The organism is Pseudomonas sp. FG47, assembly GCF_057809115.1.
In genome coordinates this window covers 72,967-91,193 of record NZ_JBMDJI010000014.1, presented here as the reverse complement: position 1 = coordinate 91,193, position 18,227 = coordinate 72,967, and the positions used below count along the sequence as shown (strand labels likewise).

The 18,227-nt window shown below is 63.2% G+C and carries 15 protein-coding genes; 8 read left to right on the top strand and 7 right to left on the bottom strand.

What is annotated here, in order from left to right:
* Positions 1 to 167 precede the first annotated feature (167 nt).
* The 7 genes from pgi to ACODS5_RS13080 all read left to right on the top strand — a co-directional run bounded on the left by pgi (position 168) and on the right by ACODS5_RS13080 (position 9,853).
* Positions 168 to 1,832 carry a glucose-6-phosphate isomerase gene (pgi, locus tag ACODS5_RS13110; protein ID WP_134691562.1) on the top strand — a complete coding sequence of 555 codons (1,665 nt, stop codon included), beginning with the start codon at positions 168 to 170 and terminating at the stop codon, positions 1,830 to 1,832.
* A 235-nt stretch (positions 1,833 to 2,067) separates the two neighbouring features.
* Entirely contained in the window at positions 2,068 to 4,002 is a 1,935-nt protein-coding gene (gene acs, locus ACODS5_RS13105) for an acetate--CoA ligase (RefSeq protein ID WP_489108875.1), read from the top strand.
* A 78-nt stretch (positions 4,003 to 4,080) separates the two neighbouring features.
* Positions 4,081 to 4,383, top strand: a complete 303-nt coding sequence (locus tag ACODS5_RS13100) for an ArsR/SmtB family transcription factor (RefSeq protein ID WP_023631021.1) — start codon at positions 4,081 to 4,083, stop codon at positions 4,381 to 4,383.
* A gap of 180 nt (positions 4,384 to 4,563) precedes the next feature.
* A complete protein-coding gene (locus ACODS5_RS13095; protein ID WP_134691564.1) occupies positions 4,564 to 5,547 on the top strand; it encodes a zinc-dependent alcohol dehydrogenase family protein in 984 nt (327 codons plus the stop codon).
* A gap of 35 nt (positions 5,548 to 5,582) precedes the next feature.
* Complete coding sequence (locus ACODS5_RS13090) at positions 5,583 to 5,936, top strand: antibiotic biosynthesis monooxygenase family protein (protein WP_489108874.1); 354 nt, start codon at positions 5,583 to 5,585, stop codon at positions 5,934 to 5,936.
* Between the two features lie 31 nt (positions 5,937 to 5,967).
* Positions 5,968 to 6,837: an oxygenase MpaB family protein gene (locus tag ACODS5_RS13085; RefSeq protein ID WP_489108873.1), complete on the top strand. Its 870-nt coding sequence runs from the start codon at positions 5,968 to 5,970 to the stop codon at positions 6,835 to 6,837.
* A gap of 79 nt (positions 6,838 to 6,916) precedes the next feature.
* Complete coding sequence (locus ACODS5_RS13080) at positions 6,917 to 9,853, top strand: DUF748 domain-containing protein (RefSeq protein WP_489108872.1); 2,937 nt, start codon at positions 6,917 to 6,919, stop codon at positions 9,851 to 9,853.
* A gap of 59 nt (positions 9,854 to 9,912) precedes the next feature.
* Here the strand turns inward: ACODS5_RS13080 and ACODS5_RS13075 are convergent, their stop codons facing one another.
* Positions 9,913 to 10,326: a VOC family protein gene (locus tag ACODS5_RS13075; RefSeq protein ID WP_489108871.1), complete on the bottom strand. Its 414-nt coding sequence runs from the start codon at positions 10,324 to 10,326 to the stop codon at positions 9,913 to 9,915.
* Positions 10,327 to 10,387: 61 nt separating this feature from the next.
* Here ACODS5_RS13075 and ACODS5_RS13070 point away from each other — a divergent pair, with 61 nt between their 5' ends.
* A complete protein-coding gene (locus ACODS5_RS13070) occupies positions 10,388 to 10,690 on the top strand; it encodes a heme-binding protein (RefSeq protein WP_134691569.1) in 303 nt (100 codons plus the stop codon).
* Positions 10,691 to 10,785: 95 nt separating this feature from the next.
* On the opposite strand, the gene ACODS5_RS13065 is transcribed toward ACODS5_RS13070, so the two are convergent.
* From ACODS5_RS13065 to infB, 6 genes are all read right to left on the bottom strand, one after another.
* Positions 10,786 to 11,136 (bottom strand): BON domain-containing protein, encoded by a 351-nt coding sequence (locus tag ACODS5_RS13065; RefSeq protein ID WP_028691248.1) that lies wholly within the window; start codon positions 11,134 to 11,136, stop codon positions 10,786 to 10,788.
* A gap of 321 nt (positions 11,137 to 11,457) precedes the next feature.
* On the bottom strand, positions 11,458 to 13,563 hold the full coding sequence (gene pnp, locus ACODS5_RS13060; RefSeq protein WP_134691570.1) for a polyribonucleotide nucleotidyltransferase: 2,106 nt from the start codon (positions 13,561 to 13,563) through the stop codon (positions 11,458 to 11,460).
* A 248-nt stretch (positions 13,564 to 13,811) separates the two neighbouring features.
* Complete coding sequence (rpsO, locus tag ACODS5_RS13055; RefSeq protein WP_023629335.1) at positions 13,812 to 14,081, bottom strand: 30S ribosomal protein S15; 270 nt, start codon at positions 14,079 to 14,081, stop codon at positions 13,812 to 13,814.
* Positions 14,082 to 14,230: 149 nt separating this feature from the next.
* On the bottom strand, positions 14,231 to 15,148 hold the full coding sequence (gene truB / locus ACODS5_RS13050; RefSeq protein ID WP_134691571.1) for a tRNA pseudouridine(55) synthase TruB: 918 nt from the start codon (positions 15,146 to 15,148) through the stop codon (positions 14,231 to 14,233).
* A 3-nt stretch (positions 15,149 to 15,151) separates the two neighbouring features.
* A complete protein-coding gene (gene rbfA / locus ACODS5_RS13045) occupies positions 15,152 to 15,550 on the bottom strand; it encodes a 30S ribosome-binding factor RbfA (protein ID WP_134691572.1) in 399 nt (132 codons plus the stop codon).
* Positions 15,551 to 15,667: 117 nt separating this feature from the next.
* Complete coding sequence (gene infB / locus ACODS5_RS13040) at positions 15,668 to 18,208, bottom strand: translation initiation factor IF-2 (RefSeq protein ID WP_134691573.1); 2,541 nt, start codon at positions 18,206 to 18,208, stop codon at positions 15,668 to 15,670.
* Positions 18,209 to 18,227 lie beyond the last annotated feature (19 nt).

Here is an 18,227-nt window from a genome sequence, read left to right as displayed (position 1 = left end):
TCGCGACACAAGGCCGCTCCCACAGAGTGAGTGCCCCCACAAAATTTCATCCCGCACCCTGCCCTACCCCATTCCCGGTTTCCGGCCAATGCCTATAATGAGCAGCTTGCAACTGGCAACGAATGCCAGTGTCATAGCCTGACCATGCACCAAGGAAACCACCCGCAATGGCGTATTACCGTAACCCCCACGATGTGACGGCACTGCCCGCCTGGCAGGCGCTTCAACAGCACCGCGACGCCATGCAGGGCTTCAGCATGCGCGAAGCCTTCGCCACCGACGGCAAGCGCTTCGAGCAGTTCTCCTTGAGCAGCTGCGGACTGTTTCTCGACTACTCGAAAAACCTGATTACCGCGCAGACCCGCGACCTGCTGGTGAACCTGGCCAAGGAAGTCGACCTGGAAGCGGCCATCCAGGCGATGTTCAACGGCGAGATCATCAACGCCTCCGAAGGCCGCCCGGTGCTGCACACCGCCCTGCGCCGTCCGGTTGGCGACAAACTCAGCGTCAATGGCGTCAACGTGATGCCCGACGTGCACAAGGTGCTCAACCAGATCACCGAACTGGTCGGGCGCATCCATGACGGCCTGTGGCGCGGCTATAGCGAAAAGCCGATCACCGACGTGGTCAACATCGGCATCGGCGGCTCGTTCCTCGGCCCGGAGCTGGTGTCCGAAGCCCTGCTGCCCTACGCCCAGCGCGGCGTGCGCTGCCACTACCTGGCCAACATCGACGGCAGCGAATTCCATGAGCTGTCGGCCAAGCTGCGCGCCGAAACCACCCTGTTCATCGTCTCTTCGAAGTCGTTCAACACCCTGGAAACCCTGAAGAACGCCCAGGCTGCACGCACCTGGTACCTGGCCCAAGGCGGCTCGGAAGCCGAGCTGTACCGCCACTTCATCGCAGTTTCGAGCAACAAGGCCGCCGCCGTGGCCTTCGGTATTCGCGAAGAGAACATCTTCCCGATGTGGGACTGGGTCGGTGGGCGCTACTCGCTGTGGTCGGCAATCGGCCTGCCGATCGCCCTGGCCATCGGCACTGCCAACTTCAAGGAGCTGCTGTCCGGTGCCTACACCATGGACCAGCACTTCCAGACCGCGCCGTTCGAGAAGAACATGCCGGTGCTGCTGGCCCTGCTGGGCGTGTGGTACGGCAACTTCTGGGGCGCGCGCAGCCACGCGATCCTGCCGTATGACCACTACCTGCGCAACATCACCAAGCACCTGCAGCAGTTGGACATGGAATCCAACGGCAAGAGCGTGCTGACCGACGGCACCCCGGTGAAGACCGATACCGGCCCGGTAATCTGGGGCGGCGTCGGCTGCAATGGCCAGCATGCCTACCACCAGTTGCTGCACCAGGGCACCCAGCTGATCCCGGCTGACTTCATCGTGCCGGTGGTGAGCTTCAACCCAGTCGCCGACCACCACCAGTGGCTGTATGCCAACTGCCTGTCGCAGAGCCAGGCGCTGATGCTCGGCAAGACCCTCGCGGAAGCCGAGGCCGAACTGCGCGCCAAGGGCCTGAACGAGGCCGATATCGCCAAGCTGGCGCCGCACAAGGTGATCCCGGGCAACCGCCCGAGCAACACCCTGGTGGTCGAGCGCATCAGCCCTCGCCGCCTCGGCGCGCTGGTGGCGATGTATGAGCACAAGGTGTTCGTGCAGAGCGTGGTCTGGGGCATCAACGCCTTCGACCAGTGGGGCGTGGAACTGGGCAAGGAGCTGGGCAAGGGCGTGTATCAGCGCCTGGTCGGCGCTCAGGAAGACAGCGCCGAGGATGGCTCGACCCAGGGCCTGATCAACTACTTCCGCGGCCGTCACCGCGGCTGACGCCAGACAGCCGCTCTGTCTGTAGGAGCGGCCTTGTGCCGCGAAAGGGCCGCACCGCGGCCCCAGGATTTCAACAATAAAGCCTTGATTGCTGGGGCCGCTTTGCGGCCCTTTCGCGGCGCAAGGCCGCTCCTACACAGACGGCGTTTCCCCCAGGGAACACCCCCACCTTCTACACTGTCCATCGAATAGCCGTTGCAGTCCCTCGCCCCTAACAAGAGCAGGACCACCCGCCATGTTCGATATCCGCGACTATCCCGAGGCACTGGCCGTCAGCCAGGCCGCCACACTCTCCGACCACGACTACCATCGCCTCTATCGCCAGTCGGTGGACGACCCCGACACCTTCTGGGCCAAGCAGGCCGAGCGCCTGGACTGGATCAAGCCCTGGTCGAGCGTGCAGCAATGCGACCTGAATACCGGTAGTGCGCGCTGGTTCGACGGCGCTCAGCTGAATGTCAGTCAGAACTGCATCGATCGCCACCTGGCCACGCGCGGCGAACAGACCGCCCTGCTCTGGGAGGGCGACGATCCCAGCGACAGCAAGGCCATCAGCTACCGCGAGCTGCACCGCCAGGTGTGCCGGCTGGCCAATGCCCTGAAAGCCCGGGGGGTGAATAAAGGCGACCGGGTGTGCATCTACATGCCGATGATCCCCGAGGCCGCCTACGCGATGCTCGCCTGCACCCGCATCGGCGCCATTCACTCGGTGGTGTTTGGCGGCTTCTCCCCCGATGCCCTGCGCGACCGTATCCTCGACGCCGATTGCCGCACCCTGATCACTGCCGACGAAGGGGTGCGCGGCGGCAAGCGCATACCGCTCAAGCAGAATGTCGACAAGGCGCTGGCCAGCTGCCCGGCCGTCAGCAGCGTGCTCGTGGTCAAGCGCACCGGCGGTGACGTCAGCTGGAGCGAAGGCCGTGACCTCTGGTACCACGAGGCAACGGCAAAGGCCGGCGACGACTGCCCGCCCGAACCGATGAACGCCGAGGACCCGCTGTTCATCCTCTACACCTCCGGTAGCACCGGCAAACCCAAGGGCGTGCTGCACAGCACCGCCGGCTACCTGCTACAGGCGACGATGACCTTCAAGGTGGTGTTCGATTACCGCGACGGCGAAGTGTTCTGGTGCACCGCCGACGTCGGCTGGGTCACCGGCCACAGCTATATCGTCTATGGCCCGCTGGCCAACGGCGCGATCTCGCTGATGTTCGAGGGCGTGCCCAACTACCCCGACACCTCGCGTTTCTGGCAGGTGGTGGACAAGCACCAGGTGAACATCTTCTACACCGCGCCCACCGCGTTGCGGGCCCTGATGCGTGAAGGCTCCGGCCCGCTGCAGGGCACCTCGCGCCAGAGCCTGCGCCTGCTCGGCAGTGTCGGCGAGCCGATCAACCCGGAGGCCTGGGAATGGTACTTCGAGGCGGTCGGGCAGAAACGCTGCCCCATCGTCGACACCTGGTGGCAGACCGAGACCGGCGGCATCATGCTCACGCCCCTTCCCGGCACACAAAGGCTCAAGCCCGGTTGCGCCACCCAACCGATGTTCGGCGTGCAGCCGGTGCTGCTGGATGAAAAGGGCAAGCTCATCGAGGGGCCAGGCGCCGGCCTGCTGGCGATCAAAGCCAGCTGGCCGGGGCAGATCCGCAGCGTCTACGGCGATCACCAGCGCATGGTCGACACCTACTTCAAGCCCATGCCCGGCTATTACTTCACCGGCGACGGCGCCCGCCGCGACGCCGACGGCGACTACTGGATCACCGGGCGCATCGACGATGTGATCAATGTCTCCGGCCACCGCATCGGCACCGCCGAGGTGGAGAGCGCGCTGGTGCTGCACGACAGCGTCGCCGAAGCGGCGGTGGTCGGTTATCCCCATGACCTCAAGGGCCAGGGCGTCTATGCCTTCGTCACCCCCATGAACGGCATAGAACCGGATGATGCGCTCAAGGCCGAACTGCTGGCCCTGGTCAGCAAGGAAATCGGCAGCTTCGCCAAGCCCGAACTGATCCAGTGGGCACCCGCCCTGCCCAAGACTCGCTCGGGCAAGATCATGCGGCGCATCCTGCGCAAGATCGCCTGCAACGAGCTGGACAACCTGGGGGATACCTCCACCCTCGCCGACCCCAGCGTGGTCCAGGGCCTGATCGACAAGCGCCTCAACCAGTAGAACCCTAGGGGCGGCCAGCGCCGCCCCGATCATCCTTTACCGCATTGACATATCGGTAAATCCCGATATTATCGCGCCATGGAACTGCTCGACATATTCAAGGCACTCTCGAACCGTACCCGTCTCGAGATCCTCAAAGGCCTGAAAGACCCGGTGAAACACTTTCCTCCCCAGGACGAAGGTGACGTTCATACGGTGGGCGTCTGTGTGAGCAGCATCCAGGAAGGCGTCGGGCTGTCGCAGTCGACGGTGTCCGACTACCTGGCCACTCTGCAGCGCGCAGGCCTGGTCGAAGTCCGGCGCATTGGCCAGTGGACCTATTACAAGCGTAACGAAGCAGCCATCAGCGCGCTCGCCGAGCTGATCGGGAGTGAGTTGTAGGTTTCACTTTCACCTTTACATATCGACTTTTCCCGATATCCCGTTTTGTCGAATTTTTTCTACCCCACGGAGGCAGCAACTACGGCATCTGACAGGTGCCAAGGAACAGAACAGCAACTTCATTTCACTTTATGTATCGATATTTCCCGATATCCCTTTTTATCGAAGCGAGAAAACACCATGAAAGCGTTGATACTGGATTCTTTTGGCGGCCCGGACGCGTTCGCCTATCGCGATGTCGCCAAACCGGTGGCGCAGGCCGGACAGGTACTGGTCCGGGTACATGCCACTTCCATCAACCCCCTGGATTACCAGGTTCGGCGTGGCGACTACCCTGACCTGGTGCCCCTCCCAGCCATTACCGGGCACGACGTTTCCGGCGTCGTCGAAGCCGTCGGGCCAGGTGTGACCGCGTTCAGCCCGGGCGACGAGGTGTGGTACACGCCGCAGATCTTCGATGGGGCGGGCAGCTATGCCGAGTACCACGTCGCCGCCGAAGGCATCATCGGCCTGAAACCGCCTTCGCTGAGCCATCTGCAGGCCGCCAGCCTTAGCCTGGTCGGCGGTACTGCCTGGGAGGCCCTGGTAGTACGTGCAGCGCTCAGGGTGGGCGAGCGCATTCTGGTTCACGGCGGCGCAGGCGGTGTCGGCCACGTGGCGATCCAGCTGGCCAAGGCCATGGGCGCCAGGGTGTTCACCACCGTGCGCGAGGACAATGCCGAATTCGTGCGGCAAATGGGCGCGGACGTGGTCATCGACTATGAGCATCAGGATTATGTCGATGTCGTCCTGCGGGAAACGGCCGGCCAAGGCGTCGACGTGGTCTTCGACACCATTGGTGGCGATACCCTGGCACGCAGCCCGGACGTCCTGGCGCAACTGGGGCGCGTGGTGTCGATCGTGGACATCGCGCAACCGCAGAACCTGATCCAGGCCTGGGGCCGCAACGCGAGTTACCACTTCGTCTTCACCCGGCAGCACCGCGGCAAGCTCGACGAGTTGAGCGCGCTGGTCGAGCGCGGGCAACTAAAGCCACACGTGGGCGCCGTCTACACCCTCGCCGAGGTTCCCCGCGCCCATGCCCGGCTGCAAAGCGCCAACAATGGCCTGCAAGGGAAGATCGCCATTGCGGTCGCGCCCATGGCCGATCCCGCCAGCGCTTGAAGCGCCAGTCACCCTTTTCGACTTCAAGGACCGCCATGATCTACGAAATTGCCCTGCTTCCCATCCGTCCGACCCACGTCGATACCTTCACGCACGCATTCGCCGAGGTCGCCCCGTTGCTCAGCCGAGCCAAGGGTCACGTCAGCCATATGCTCGCGCAAGGGATCGAGAGCCCCCATCAGTTCAACCTGATCGTGCAATGGCAAACACTGGAGGACCACGCGCCGGGTTTCGAGGCCAGTGAAGACCACCAGGTCTTCATGGCCCACCTGACACCATATTTTTCCGAGGAGCCCACGGTTTATCATGTGCAGGGCGGCGCGTTCGAAACGCACGCGCCCACCAGCCCGGGCCGTGCCCGACTGGACGACAATTGCCCAACCCCATAGACGGCCGCCATGGCGGCCAGCACAGGTCGCCATGGAAGCCTTGCGTCGCCGCATCGAAACCCAAGTCATGAGCCTCACCGGGCTGGCCCTCGGCCAGCTCGACCTGGAGTCGCCCAAGGGCGATCCCGGCCTGTTCGGCCCGCAGAGCATCAGCTGGCAGGTGCATGGCGACTTCCCCAGCATGCTGGTGGGCGGAATCAGCGCGCTGATGCTGCAACTGCTGCATCCGCTGGCCCTGGCCGGGGTCTGGGACCATTCGAACTTTCGCCAGGACCTGCTCGGCCGCCTGCGCCGCACCAGCCAGTTCATCTCCGGCACCACCTTTGGTTCGACCCGTGACGCCGAGTGGTTGATCGACAAGGTCCGCACCATCCACCTCAAGGTGGTCGGCACTGCGGCCGATGGCCGCCCCTACGCCGCCAGCGACCCCGACCTGCTGACCTGGGTGCATGTGGCCGAAGTCAGCAGCTTCCTCGCAGCCCACCTGCGCTACCGCAATCCTGGTCTGGCGCGTAGCGCGCAGGACGCCTACTACAACGAGATCGCCCTGATCGCCGAACGCCTGGGCGCGCGCGACGTGCCTCGCTCCTGTGCCGAGGTGGATGCCTACCTGCAGCGCATGCGCCCGCAGTTGCGGTGCGATGCGCGCAGCCTCGAGGTGGTCGATATCCTGCTCAAGGCCCCGGCCCCCAGCCGCCTCGCCGAGCCGGTGGGCAAGCTGATGCTCAAGGCCGGCATCGACCTGCTGCCGGACTGGGCCAGCGCAATGCTCGGCTTGCACCAGGGCGCGCTCGAGCGGCGCATGATCCGCCTGGGCCTGAGCAATACCGCGCCGGTGCTGCGCTGGGCCATGCGCAATGGCTCGGCGCAGCGCGCCAGGCGGCGCATGAGCGTCGAATGAGGTATTTTGGTCCGTTCATCGGAACCGATTTAACGTGCCATACTCCAAGCACTCCAGCCTGATACAGACGAAGCGACACATGCCCAAAGGATTGACCCGCGCCCTCGGCGCCCTGCTGGCCCTCGTGGCCCTGTACAGCCTGCTCGGCTTTCTCATTCTCCCTGGCGTCGCCCTGCGCATCGCCAACCAGCAATTGGCGCAATACGCCACGGTGCCTGCGCACCTGCAACGCATCGAGCTCAACCCGTTCAGCCTCGAGCTGACGCTCTGGGGCCTGCAGATCGGCGAGCCCGGCAAGGAGCAGGTCGGCTTCGAGCGCCTGTACGCCAATCTGTCGCTGGACAGCCTATGGACCAAGGCCCTGCGCCTGGACGCCGTAGAGTTGGACAAGCCGCGCACCGAGTTGCTGTTCGCCAAGGACGGCAGCCTCAACCTGGCGCAGCTGTTCAAGCTGCCGCCAAGCGAACCGAAAGCCGACGAGCCACCCAGCGATCCGTTCCCGGTACGCATCGCCAGCATCAAGCTCAACGAAGGCTACCTGCACTTCGAGGACCTGCGCCCGAGCGAGCCCATCGAGTTCCTCTACGACTCGATGAACCTGGAGCTGAAGAACCTCAGCACCCTGCCAGACGACAACGCCGACATGACCCTGGTGGCCAATGGCCCGGCAGGCGGGCGTATCGACTGGAGCGGCACCTTGAGCCTGACGCCGATCGCCTCGCAAGGCACGCTGAAGATCAGCGATGGCCAGATGAAGCTGTTCTGGCCCTATGTGCGCGATGCCGTGCCGCTGGTGCTGGAAGACGGCAAGGTCAGCCTAGAAGCCCACTACAAGCTCAACCTGGCCAAGGAAACCGAGCTGCTGCTGGACAACACCTCGGTGCGGGTCGCGCCCTTCGCCATCAAGGCGCCGGACGGCCGCCCGCTGGCGCGCCTGGCCAGCCTCGAAGTGAGCGAGACCTCCATCGACCTGGCCAAGCAGTTGGTCACGGTCGGCAAGATTCGCAGTGAAAAGCTCGAGACCTGGGCCGCCCTGGAGAAAGACGGCCAGCTCGACTGGCAAAAGCTGTTCGCCAGCCAGCCAGACAAGGCCGCCGCCAAGGAAAAGGCCGAACCGGCCACTGCCGAACCGAGCGACAGGGAAAAAGCCGCCGCCACGCCAAGCAAGCCCTGGCAGGTGCTGCTCAAGGACGTACAGGCGCGCAACTACATGGTGCACCTGGCCGACCGTAGCCAGAAGGAACCGGTGGCGCTGGATGTCGGCCCACTGAACCTCGACTTGCAGAACTTCGACAGCCTCAACCAGTCGCCCTTCACCCTCAAGCTCGACACCGGGGTGGGCAAGCAGGGCAAGCTGCAAGCTGCCGGCCAGGTCAATCTGGCGCCGGTGACCGCCAAGCTCGACGTCGCCACCCGCGACATCGACCTGCGCGTGGCCCAGGCCTACATCAGCCCGTTCATCCGCCTCGAGTTGCGCAGCGGCATGCTTTCCAGCGACCTAAAGGTCGACCTCAAGAGCACCGAGCCGCTGGCCTTCAGCATCACCGGCAAGGCCCAGGCCAACCAATTGCATACCCTGGATACCATCAAGAACCGCGACTTCGTCAAATGGCAGCAGGTCAACGTCGACGGCCTGGCATACGTGCACGGCGACGCCCTGTCGATCGACAAGGTGACCCTGCTGCAGCCCTATGCGCGCTTCATCATCAACGAAGACCGCACCACCAACGTCGACGACCTGCTGATCCCACAGCCCGCCGGCAAGCCTGCACCGGCCGCGAGCAAACCGGCTACCGCCGGCAGCGGCAAGGAACTGGGTATCCGTATCGGCCAGATCAGCATCAACGACGGCTCGGCCAACTTCGCCGACCTGACCCTGACGCCTAACTTCGCCACCGCCGTGCAACAACTCAACGGCCAGATCGGCACCATCGACAACCGCAAGCCGATGCCGGCCAAGGTAGATATCAAGGGCAAGGTCGACCGCTATGCGCCGGTGACCATCAAGGGAGCGCTCAATCCGTTCGACCCGATGGCCAGCCTCGATATCGCCACCAGCTTCAAGCGCGTCGAACTGACCACCCTGACGCCCTACTCCGGCAAGTTCGCGGGTTTCCGTATCCGCAAGGGCCGCCTGAACCTCGACCTGCACTACCTGATCACCAACGGCCAGCTCAAGGCCGAGAACAAGGTGGTGGTCGAACAGTTGCAGCTGGGTGAGAAGGTCGACAGCCCGGACGCGGTGGACCTGCCGATCCGCCTGGCGGTGGCACTGCTCAAGGACACCGAAGGCAAGATCTCCATCGAGCTGCCGGTATCGGGCGACCTCAACAACCCGCAGTTCAGCGTGATGCCGATTGTCTGGCAGACCCTGCGCAACCTGGTGCTGCGCGCGGCCCAGGCGCCGTTCAAGCTGCTTGGCGGGTTGGTCTCGGGCGGTGGTTCCGAGGACCTGGGCAACGTCTCGTTCGCCGCCGGCTCCAGCGACCTGACTCCCGAGGTGCAATCGTCCCTCGACAAGTTGGCTTCGGCGCTCAAGGAGCGCCCTGAGCTGCGCCTGGAGATCGAAGGCACCGCGGCACAGAGTAGCGACGGCCCGTTGATCGCCCAGCAACGGCTGGAGCGCGAATACCAGGCCACCTGGTACAAGATCCTGCAGCGCCGTGGCGACAAGGTTCCGGCCAACGCATCGTTGCTGGTGGTCGACGACAGCGACAAACCGCCGATGCTCGAAGGCATCTACCGCAACCGCCTCAAGCAGCAGCCGCCTGCCGAGTGGGAAAAGCTCGGCCGCGACGAGCGCACCGCCAAGCTGCGCGAGGCGGTGATCAAGTCCTGGGCGGAGAGCGCCGTGTTGCTGCGCAACCTCGGCCAGGAGCGTGCCAGCAGCATCAAGGATTACCTGGTGGACAAGGGGCAGTTGGAAGATGACCGGGTGTACTTCATCGACACCAACCTCGGTCAGGCCGAAAGTGACGGGCGCGTGGTAACGCCAATGCACCTGGATGCAGAGTAAGCTTCTGCTCTGCCTTGACTCGTAGGAGCCAGCTTGCTGGCTCCTACGGCGTACAGCCTTCAGACCAGCCGCTGCCCCGACACCGCCGGGTGATACAGCGGCTGCACCTTGTTCCCCGCCGGATCCAGCAAATGGAAGCTGCGCGCGCCATCGCCATGGTTGAACGGACGATCCAGCAAGGTCACGCCACGGGCCTTGAAGTACTGGTACCAAGCCTCCAGTTCCTCGACGCTGTCGACAATGAAGCCATAGTGATCCAGGGTCTGCAGCCCGTTGGCCGCGCCTGCGCCGCGCCCGAGCGACAGGTTGTCATTGCCGCAGGTCAGGTAGACCAGGTCTTCGTTGGCACGGTTTAGCACTTCCATGCCCAGCACATCCACGTAGAAGCGCTCGCACTCCTCCAGGTTGGGGACCAGCAGGGCGATGTGCCGCAGGCCATTGAGGCGGCCTGGGCGGGTAGGTAGATCGGACATGAGCGCGGCTCCTTTTTTTGTATACAATTCACAACAGAATCTAAAACAAAAGGAGCGTCATGTGTACTGCCTATTTATCAAGACGCGCGTGAAACCCGGTACCGCGGATGCCTTCCTGGCAGCCATCAATACCAACGCCGCGGCATCGGTCGCCACCGAGCCGGGTTGTCTGGTATTCGATGTCTCGCAGGACCGGGAGAATGCCGATGTCATCTACCTGTACGAGATCTACCAAGACGATGAAGCGTACGAGGCGCATACCCGGACCGCGCATTTTCGCGACAGTCGCCCTCTGGTGGAACCGCTGATCGAAGAGCAGGTGTGCTTCGAGAGCGATGTAATCGCCCGAAACCCGGTGAGTTGAAGCCGCCTTCCTGAACGCCAATAGAAAAGCCCCGGCGATGGCCGGGGCTTTTGCTTGAAGGGGTGGCCAACTCCTTTTGGCCGACGGGACATTCCTTATTCGGACTTCAAGCCATCCGCCGAGACGGCCTGCACGCCCTTGATCTTCTTGGCGATGGCCACTGCCATCTCTTTCTGCGCATCGGTGATGGCCACGTCCGAGGACAGCGACACTACACCCTTGTTGGTTTCGACCTTGATGTCACTGCCTGGCACGCCTTTCTCGGTCATCAGGTCAGCCTTCACCTTGGTGGTGATCCAGGTGTCGGAAGTCGCTTCCTTGGCTTTGGTCACCTCACCGGCCGCAAGCGTCATCGGGGCCTGGGTGGACTGAGCAGCGAAAGCTGCGTTGGCCATGGTCAGGGTCAGAGCGGTAGCAGTAGCGGCAGCAATGGCGAACTTCTTCATGTGAGTCACTCCTGTTTTTTCGAAAGGTCTGCGCCTTGGTTCCTGGCGTCAGGTAGGAGTGATGTTGCAGGGGTTGTGCCAGTTTTTCCGTTTCGCTTGATTCCTTATAAATCAATAAGTTAGAAGAAAACCAAAATGCTTGGCGTCGTGCATTTTGCAAGCTGCGGCGCAAACCTGAATGCAAGATGCAAGGCCAAAACCCCGTAGGAGCCGGCTTGCCGGCGAACCAATCGTCGCGCCGCCTGCTTCGCCAGCCCTCCGGGGGCCGCGGCAGGCCAAAAAAAAGGACCCCGAAGGGTCCTTTTTCCAGCCACTCAGGGCTTAGACGCCCGATGCCTTGGCAGCGGCAACATCCTTGATCGACAGCTTGATACGGCCGCGGTTGTCCACGTCCAGTACCAGCACTTCGACTTCCTGGCCTTCCTTCAGCACGTCAGTGACTTTCTCGACGCGAGCATCGCTCAGCATGGAGATGTGCACCAGGCCGTCCTTGCCCGGCAGGATGTTGACGAAAGCACCGAAATCGACGATGCGCTCGACCTTGCCGACGTAGATCTTGCCGATTTCGGCCTCGGCGGTGATGCCCAGGATGCGCTGCTTGGCAGCATCTGCCGCTTCCTTGGTCTCGCCGAAGATCTTGATCGAACCGTCGTCTTCGATGTCGATCGAGGCCTTGGTCTCTTCGCAGATGGCGCGGATGGTGGCGCCGCCTTTGCCGATGACGTCACGGATCTTGTCGGTGTCGATCTTCATCGCGATCATGGTCGGGGCGTTGGCCGACAGCTCGGTACGCGATTCGCCGATGATCTGGTTCATCTGGCCGAGGATGTTCAGGCGCGCTTCCAGGGCCTGGCCCAGGGCGATTTCCATGATCTCTTCGGTGATGCCGTTGATCTTGATGTCCATCTGCAGCGCGGTAACGCCCTTGGCGGTACCAGCTACCTTGAAGTCCATGTCGCCCAGGTGGTCTTCGTCACCGAGGATGTCGGTCAGGACGGCGAACTTGTCACCTTCCTTGACCAGGCCCATGGCGATACCGGCAACCGGAGCTTTCATCGGTACACCGGCGTCCATCAGGGCCAGCGAAGCGCCGCAGACCGAAGCCATGGAGCTGGAGCCGTTGGATTCGGTGATTTCCGAGACCACGCGGATGGTGTACGGGAACACGTCGGCGGCCGGCAGCATGGCCTGGACCGAACGGCGGGCCAGACGGCCGTGGCCGATTTCACGACGACCAGCACCGCCCATGCGACCACACTCGCCCACCGAGAACGGCGGGAAGTTGTAGTGCAGCATGAAGGGGTCTTTCTTCTCGCCTTCGAGGGTATCCAGCAGCTGGGCGTCACGGGCGGTACCCAGGGTCGCGACGACCAGGGCCTGGGTTTCGCCACGGGTGAACAGGGCCGAACCGTGGGTCTTGGGCAGAACGCCGACTTCGATGTTCAGCGGACGCACGGTCTTGGTGTCACGACCGTCGATACGCGGCTTGCCGTTGACGATGTTTTCGCGAACGGTGCGGTATTCGATTTCGCCGAAGATGTCTTTGACTTCACCAGCCGATGGCTGGCCTTCCTCGCCGGAGAACTTGGCAACGGCCTGGTCGCGCAGTTCGCCCAGGCGCGCGTAGCGGTCGGCCTTGACGGTGATGGTGTAGCCCTGCGACACCGCTTCACCGAACTCGGCGCGGATGGCGTTGAACAGCTCGGTGTTGGCAACGGCAGGTTTCCAGTCCCAGGTCGGCTTGGCGGCTTCGGCAGCCAGCTCCTTGACCGCCTTGATGACGGCCTGGAATTCGTCGTGGGCGAACAGGACGGCGCCCAGCATCTGGTCTTCGGTCAGCTCTTGGGCTTCCGATTCAACCATCAGTACGGCGGATTCGGTACCGGCGACGACCATGTCCAGGCTCGAGGCAGCCAGTTGCTCGTAGGTCGGGTTCAGCAGGTAGCCGGTGCTTTCGTGGAAGGCGACGCGGGCAGCGCCGATCGGGCCTTCGAACGGAATGCCGGAGATGGCCAGGGCAGCCGAGGTACCGATCATCGCAGCGATGTCCGGATCGGTCTTCTTGCTGGTGGAGACGACGGTGCAGACAACCTGCACTTCGTTCATGAAGCCTTCTGGGAACAGCGGGCGGATCGGACGGTCGATCAGGCGCGAGGTCAGGGTTTCCTTCTCGGAAGGACGGCCTTCACGCTTGAAGAAACCACCAGGGATCTTGCCGGCGGCGTAGGTTTTTTCCTGGTAGTGCACGGACAGCGGGAAGAAGCCCTTGCCCGGGTCGGCTTGCTTGGCACCGACCACGGTCACCAGCACGGTGACATCGTTGTCGACGGTGACCAGCACGGCGCCGGTGGCCTGACGGGCAATGCGGCCCGTTTCGAGAGTAACGGTCGATTGACCGAACTGGAACGTCTTGATTACCGGGTTCACGGTTTCCTACCTTTTTCAGTGGCTCTTGGGGGAACTGGTTCTTGCGAATTCTTGGGCAGCACGGGGAATCGGCCCCATCGACCGTCCAGATACAACACGAGGCTGGGAGCCTGGCGCCGGGCGGATGAACCGCTCGGCAGACCAGGCTGCCAACCTCGCAGATCGCGCGGCGTGTCCAACGGCAGGGCTGCCAGGCAGCCTTGCCGAGGAATGCGACACGCCATGCAACACCACTGGCCAGGCCGCTATTAGCGACGCAGGCCCAGGCGACCGATCAGGGCGCTGTAACGAGTGGTGTCCTTGCCCTTCAGGTAGTCCAGCAGCTTACGACGCTGGTTGACCATACGGATCAGACCACGACGGGAGTGGTGGTCTTTTTCGTTGGCCTTGAAGTGGCCTTGCAGCTTGTTGATGTTGAAGGTCAGCAGAGCAACCTGTACTTCCGGGCTACCGGTGTCGCCGGCGGCTTGCTGATAGTCTGCAACGATCTGGGCTTTTTCTTCGACGCTGAGGGCCATTTGGCTTCTCCTGATAAACGGATCCCGCGAACGGTCTCCAATAGGCCAGGGACAAGTCCCCGTATTAATAAGAAGAGGTGTGACCGTGCCTAATAACAGCCACCCTCGAGTCCGCCGGTTTCAGCCGAAGCCTGCACCGATGGTTCCGGTCATTCCGACCGAATCAGTCGACGCGGCGCAATGCGCCCGTCCTCGCTCACCTCACCGATACCGATGAAGCGGGCGTTGTGATCCTGCACCCGGACCATGCCGAACTGTGGCGCATCCGGGGCGCGTACCGCCTGACCATGCAGCCAGTAGAACGCGCTGTGCTCGGAAAGCACCACCAGGGGCCAATCCTGCAGGCCGCTGTCCGAGGGCATCAGGAAGCGATCGAGCGCTTCGTTGCCACCTTCGGCGTGGGCCTGTTCGAGTTCCTCGAGCGTCACGGTCTGTGCCAGCGCGAAGGGCCCGGCCTGGGTCCGGCGCAGTTCGGCAACGTAGGCACCACAACCCAACGCCTCACCGATATCCTCCACCAGGGTGCGGATATAGGTGCCTTTGCTGCAACCAACCGACAGGCGCGCACGGGTGCCTTCGCACTCGAGCAACTCCAGGCGGCCAATAGTAACAGAACGCGCCTCGCGCTCCACTACCTCTCCTGCACGCGCCAGTTTGTATAACGGCTGGCCATCGCGCTTGAGAGCCGAGTACATCGGCGGTACCTGCTTGATTTCGCCACGAAAACGCGGAATCACCGCTTCGATGTCGGCACGACCAACGGTCACCTCACGGGTTTGCAGCACTTCGCCTTCGGCATCCGCCGTGGTCGTAGTCTGCCCCATCTGCATGACCGTTTCGTAGCCCTTGTCGGAATCGAGCAAGTACTGGGAGAACTTGGTCGCCTCGCCGAAGCACAGCGGCAGCACGCCGCTGGCCAAGGGGTCGAGGCTGCCGGTGTGGCCGGCCTTCTCGGCATTGAGCAGCCAACGGACTTTCTGCAGGGCGGCGTTGGAGGTGAACCCCAGCGGCTTGTCGAGCAGGATGATGCCGCTGACGTTGCGGCGGATACGTTTGACCTGGGCCACCGCTTACTCCTTGGTGTCCGGCTCGTCGGCATCCTTGTGCAGGCGGTCTTCTGCCACCGCACGTTCGATCAGCGCCGACAGGTGGACACCACGGCTGACGCTCTCATCGAAGTGGAAATGCAGCTGTGGCACGCTGCGCAACTGCATGACGCGGCCAAGGTGCAGGCGCAGGAAGCTCGCGGCGCTGTTGAGGGCCTTGAGGGTCTGCGGCACGGCGTCGGTACCGTCCTGGCCCATCACGGTGATGTACACCTTGGCGTGGCCCAGGTCACGGCTGACGTCGACGGCGGTGATGGTCACCAGGCCGACGCGCGGGTCTTTGACTTCGCGGCGGATCAGCTCGGCCAGCTCACGCTGCATCTGATCACCGATACGTTGGGTACGGCTGTATTCTTTTGCCATTCTTGCTACCTGTATCTTAAAGCGGCAAACGCCCGGTCAAGCGAAAAGCCTGACCGGGCGCTACCTTCAGAGGTGCCGGCGACCGCCCTGGGGCGGGGCCTGCACCACGCTCGGCCCTTACAGGGTACGAGCCACCTGGACTTTCTCGAAGACTTCGATCTTGTCGCCGACCTTGACGTCGTTGTAGCTCTTGACGCCAATACCGCACTCCATGCCGTTACGCACTTCGGCGGCGTCGTCCTTGAAGCGACGCAGCGATTCCAGCTCGCCTTCGAAGATCACCACGTCGTCGCGCAATACGCGGATCGGACGGTTACGGTACACGGTACCCTCGATGACCATACAGCCAGCGATGGCGCCGAACTTCGGCGAACGGAATACATCACGCACTTCGGCGACACCCAGGATGTTCTCGCGAACATCGCTGCCGAGCATGCCGGTCAGGGCCTTCTTGACGTCTTCGATGATGTCGTAGATCACGTTGTAGTAACGCATATCCAGACCTTCCTGCTCGACGATCTTGCGCGCGCCGGCATCGGCACGCACGTTGAAGCCGAACAGTACTGCATTCGAAGCCAGCGCCAGGTTGGCGTCGCTTTCGGTGATACCACCAACGCCGCCACCGATGACGCGCACCTGAACTTCGTCGTTGCCCAGGCCGCCGAGCGAGCCTTGCAGCGCCTCGAGCGAACCGCGCACGTCGGTCTTGAGGACGATGTTGAGGGTCTTCTTCTCTTCCTGACCCATGGTCTCGAAGATGTTTTCCAGCTTGCCGGCGTGAGCACGGGCCAGCTTGACCTCACGGAACTTGCCTTGACGGAACAGCGCCACTTCACGCGCTTTCTTCTCGTCGGCAACCACCGACATCTCTTCACCAGCATCCGGGGTGCCATCCAGGCCGAGGATCTCGACCGGAATCGACGGGCCAGCTTCCTTCACAGGCTTGCCGTTCTCGTCGAGCATGGCGCGCACGCGGCCATAGTTGGAGCCGACCAGGACCATGTCGCCCTGACGCAGGGTACCGTCCTGAACCAGGATGGTCGCCACCGGGCCACGGCCCTTGTCCAGACGCGACTCGACCACCACGCCACGACCTGGAGCGGTCGGGGTGGCCTTGAGCTCGAGGATCTCGGCCTGCAGCAGGACAGCTTCGAGCAACTCGTCGACACCGGTACCCATCTTCGCCGAAACCTTGACGAACGGCGTGTCACCACCCCATTCCTCGGAGGTCACGCCTTCGACGGACAGCTCGTTACGGATGCGATCGAGGTCTGCACCTGGCTTGTCGATCTTGTTCACGGCTACCACCAGCGGTACGCCAGCTGCCTTGGCATGCTGCACGGCTTCGCGGGTCTGCGGCATCACGCCGTCGTCCGCCGCCACCACCAGGATGACGATGTCGGTGGCCTTGGCACCACGGGCACGCATCTGGGTAAACGCAGCGTGGCCTGGGGTGTCGAGGAAGGTGACCATGCCACGGTCGGTTTCGACGTGGTAGGCACCGATGTGCTGGGTGATACCACCGGCTTCGCCAGCGGCCACCTTGGCACGACGGATGTAGTCGAGCAGCGAGGTCTTGCCGTGGTCGACGTGGCCCATGACGGTCACGACCGGCGCACGCGAGGTGGTCTCGCCTTCGAACTTCAGCGATTCGGCCAGGGAGTCTTCCAGGGCGGTGTCGCTGACCAGGGTGACCTTGTGGCCCAGCTCTTCGGCGACCAGCTGCGCGGTCTCCTGGTCGAGCACCTGGTTGATGGTGACCGGGGTACCCAGCTTGAACATGAACTTGACGACTTCAGCGGCCTTGACCGACATCTGTTGCGCCAGTTCCGAGACGGTGATGGTCTCGCCGATGGTCACGTCACGAATGACCGGACCAGTCGGGCTCTGGAAGCCATGCGCATTGCGCTTCTTGCCCTTGCCCTTGCCACCGCGACCACGACGGAAGCCATCGCTTTCTTCGTCGGTGGTACGGGGCGCGGCGCGAGGGGTCGGAGCCTTTTCCTTCTCCTTGACCTTGACCTTGACCGACATGCGCGGCGCATCGCCACGGCCGGCAGCCGCTGGGCCACCACCGCGACGATCGTCATCACGGGTACGGCTTTCGTTGCGACGGGTCTCGTCTTTCTTGCGCTCGGCAGCACGCGCGGCGGCGTCTTCGGACACCGGCGCATTGGCCACTACCGGGGCAGCGACAGGGGCAGGTTCAGCCTTGGGCGCAGGTGCCGCAGCCGGGGCTTCGGCGGCCTGACGGCGAGCTTGCTCCTCGTTGCGCTGGCGCACTTCGGCCTCGACCTTCTCGCGCGCGGCGTTTTCAGCGGCGCGGCGCTCTTCCTGCTCACGCTTCTGCTCAGCCTGGATCTCTTCCGGGCTGCGCTGCACGAAGACTTTCTTCTTGCGTACTTCTACGCTGATGCTCTTGCTACCGGCGACACGCAGAGTGCTGGTGGTCTTGCGCTGCAAGGTGATCTTGCGCGGCTCTTCCGCCTTGCTCTTGTGGCTGCTCTTCAAATGGGTCAGCAGGGTCTGCTTCTCATTATCGGTCACTACCTGACCGGCGTCGGTGTGCGGCAGACCTGCCTCACGCATCTGCTGCAGCAGGCGCTCTACCGGTGCCTCGACCTCTTGGGCCAGTTCTTTCACCGTGACTTGCGTCATGCACTTCTCTCCTCAGGCC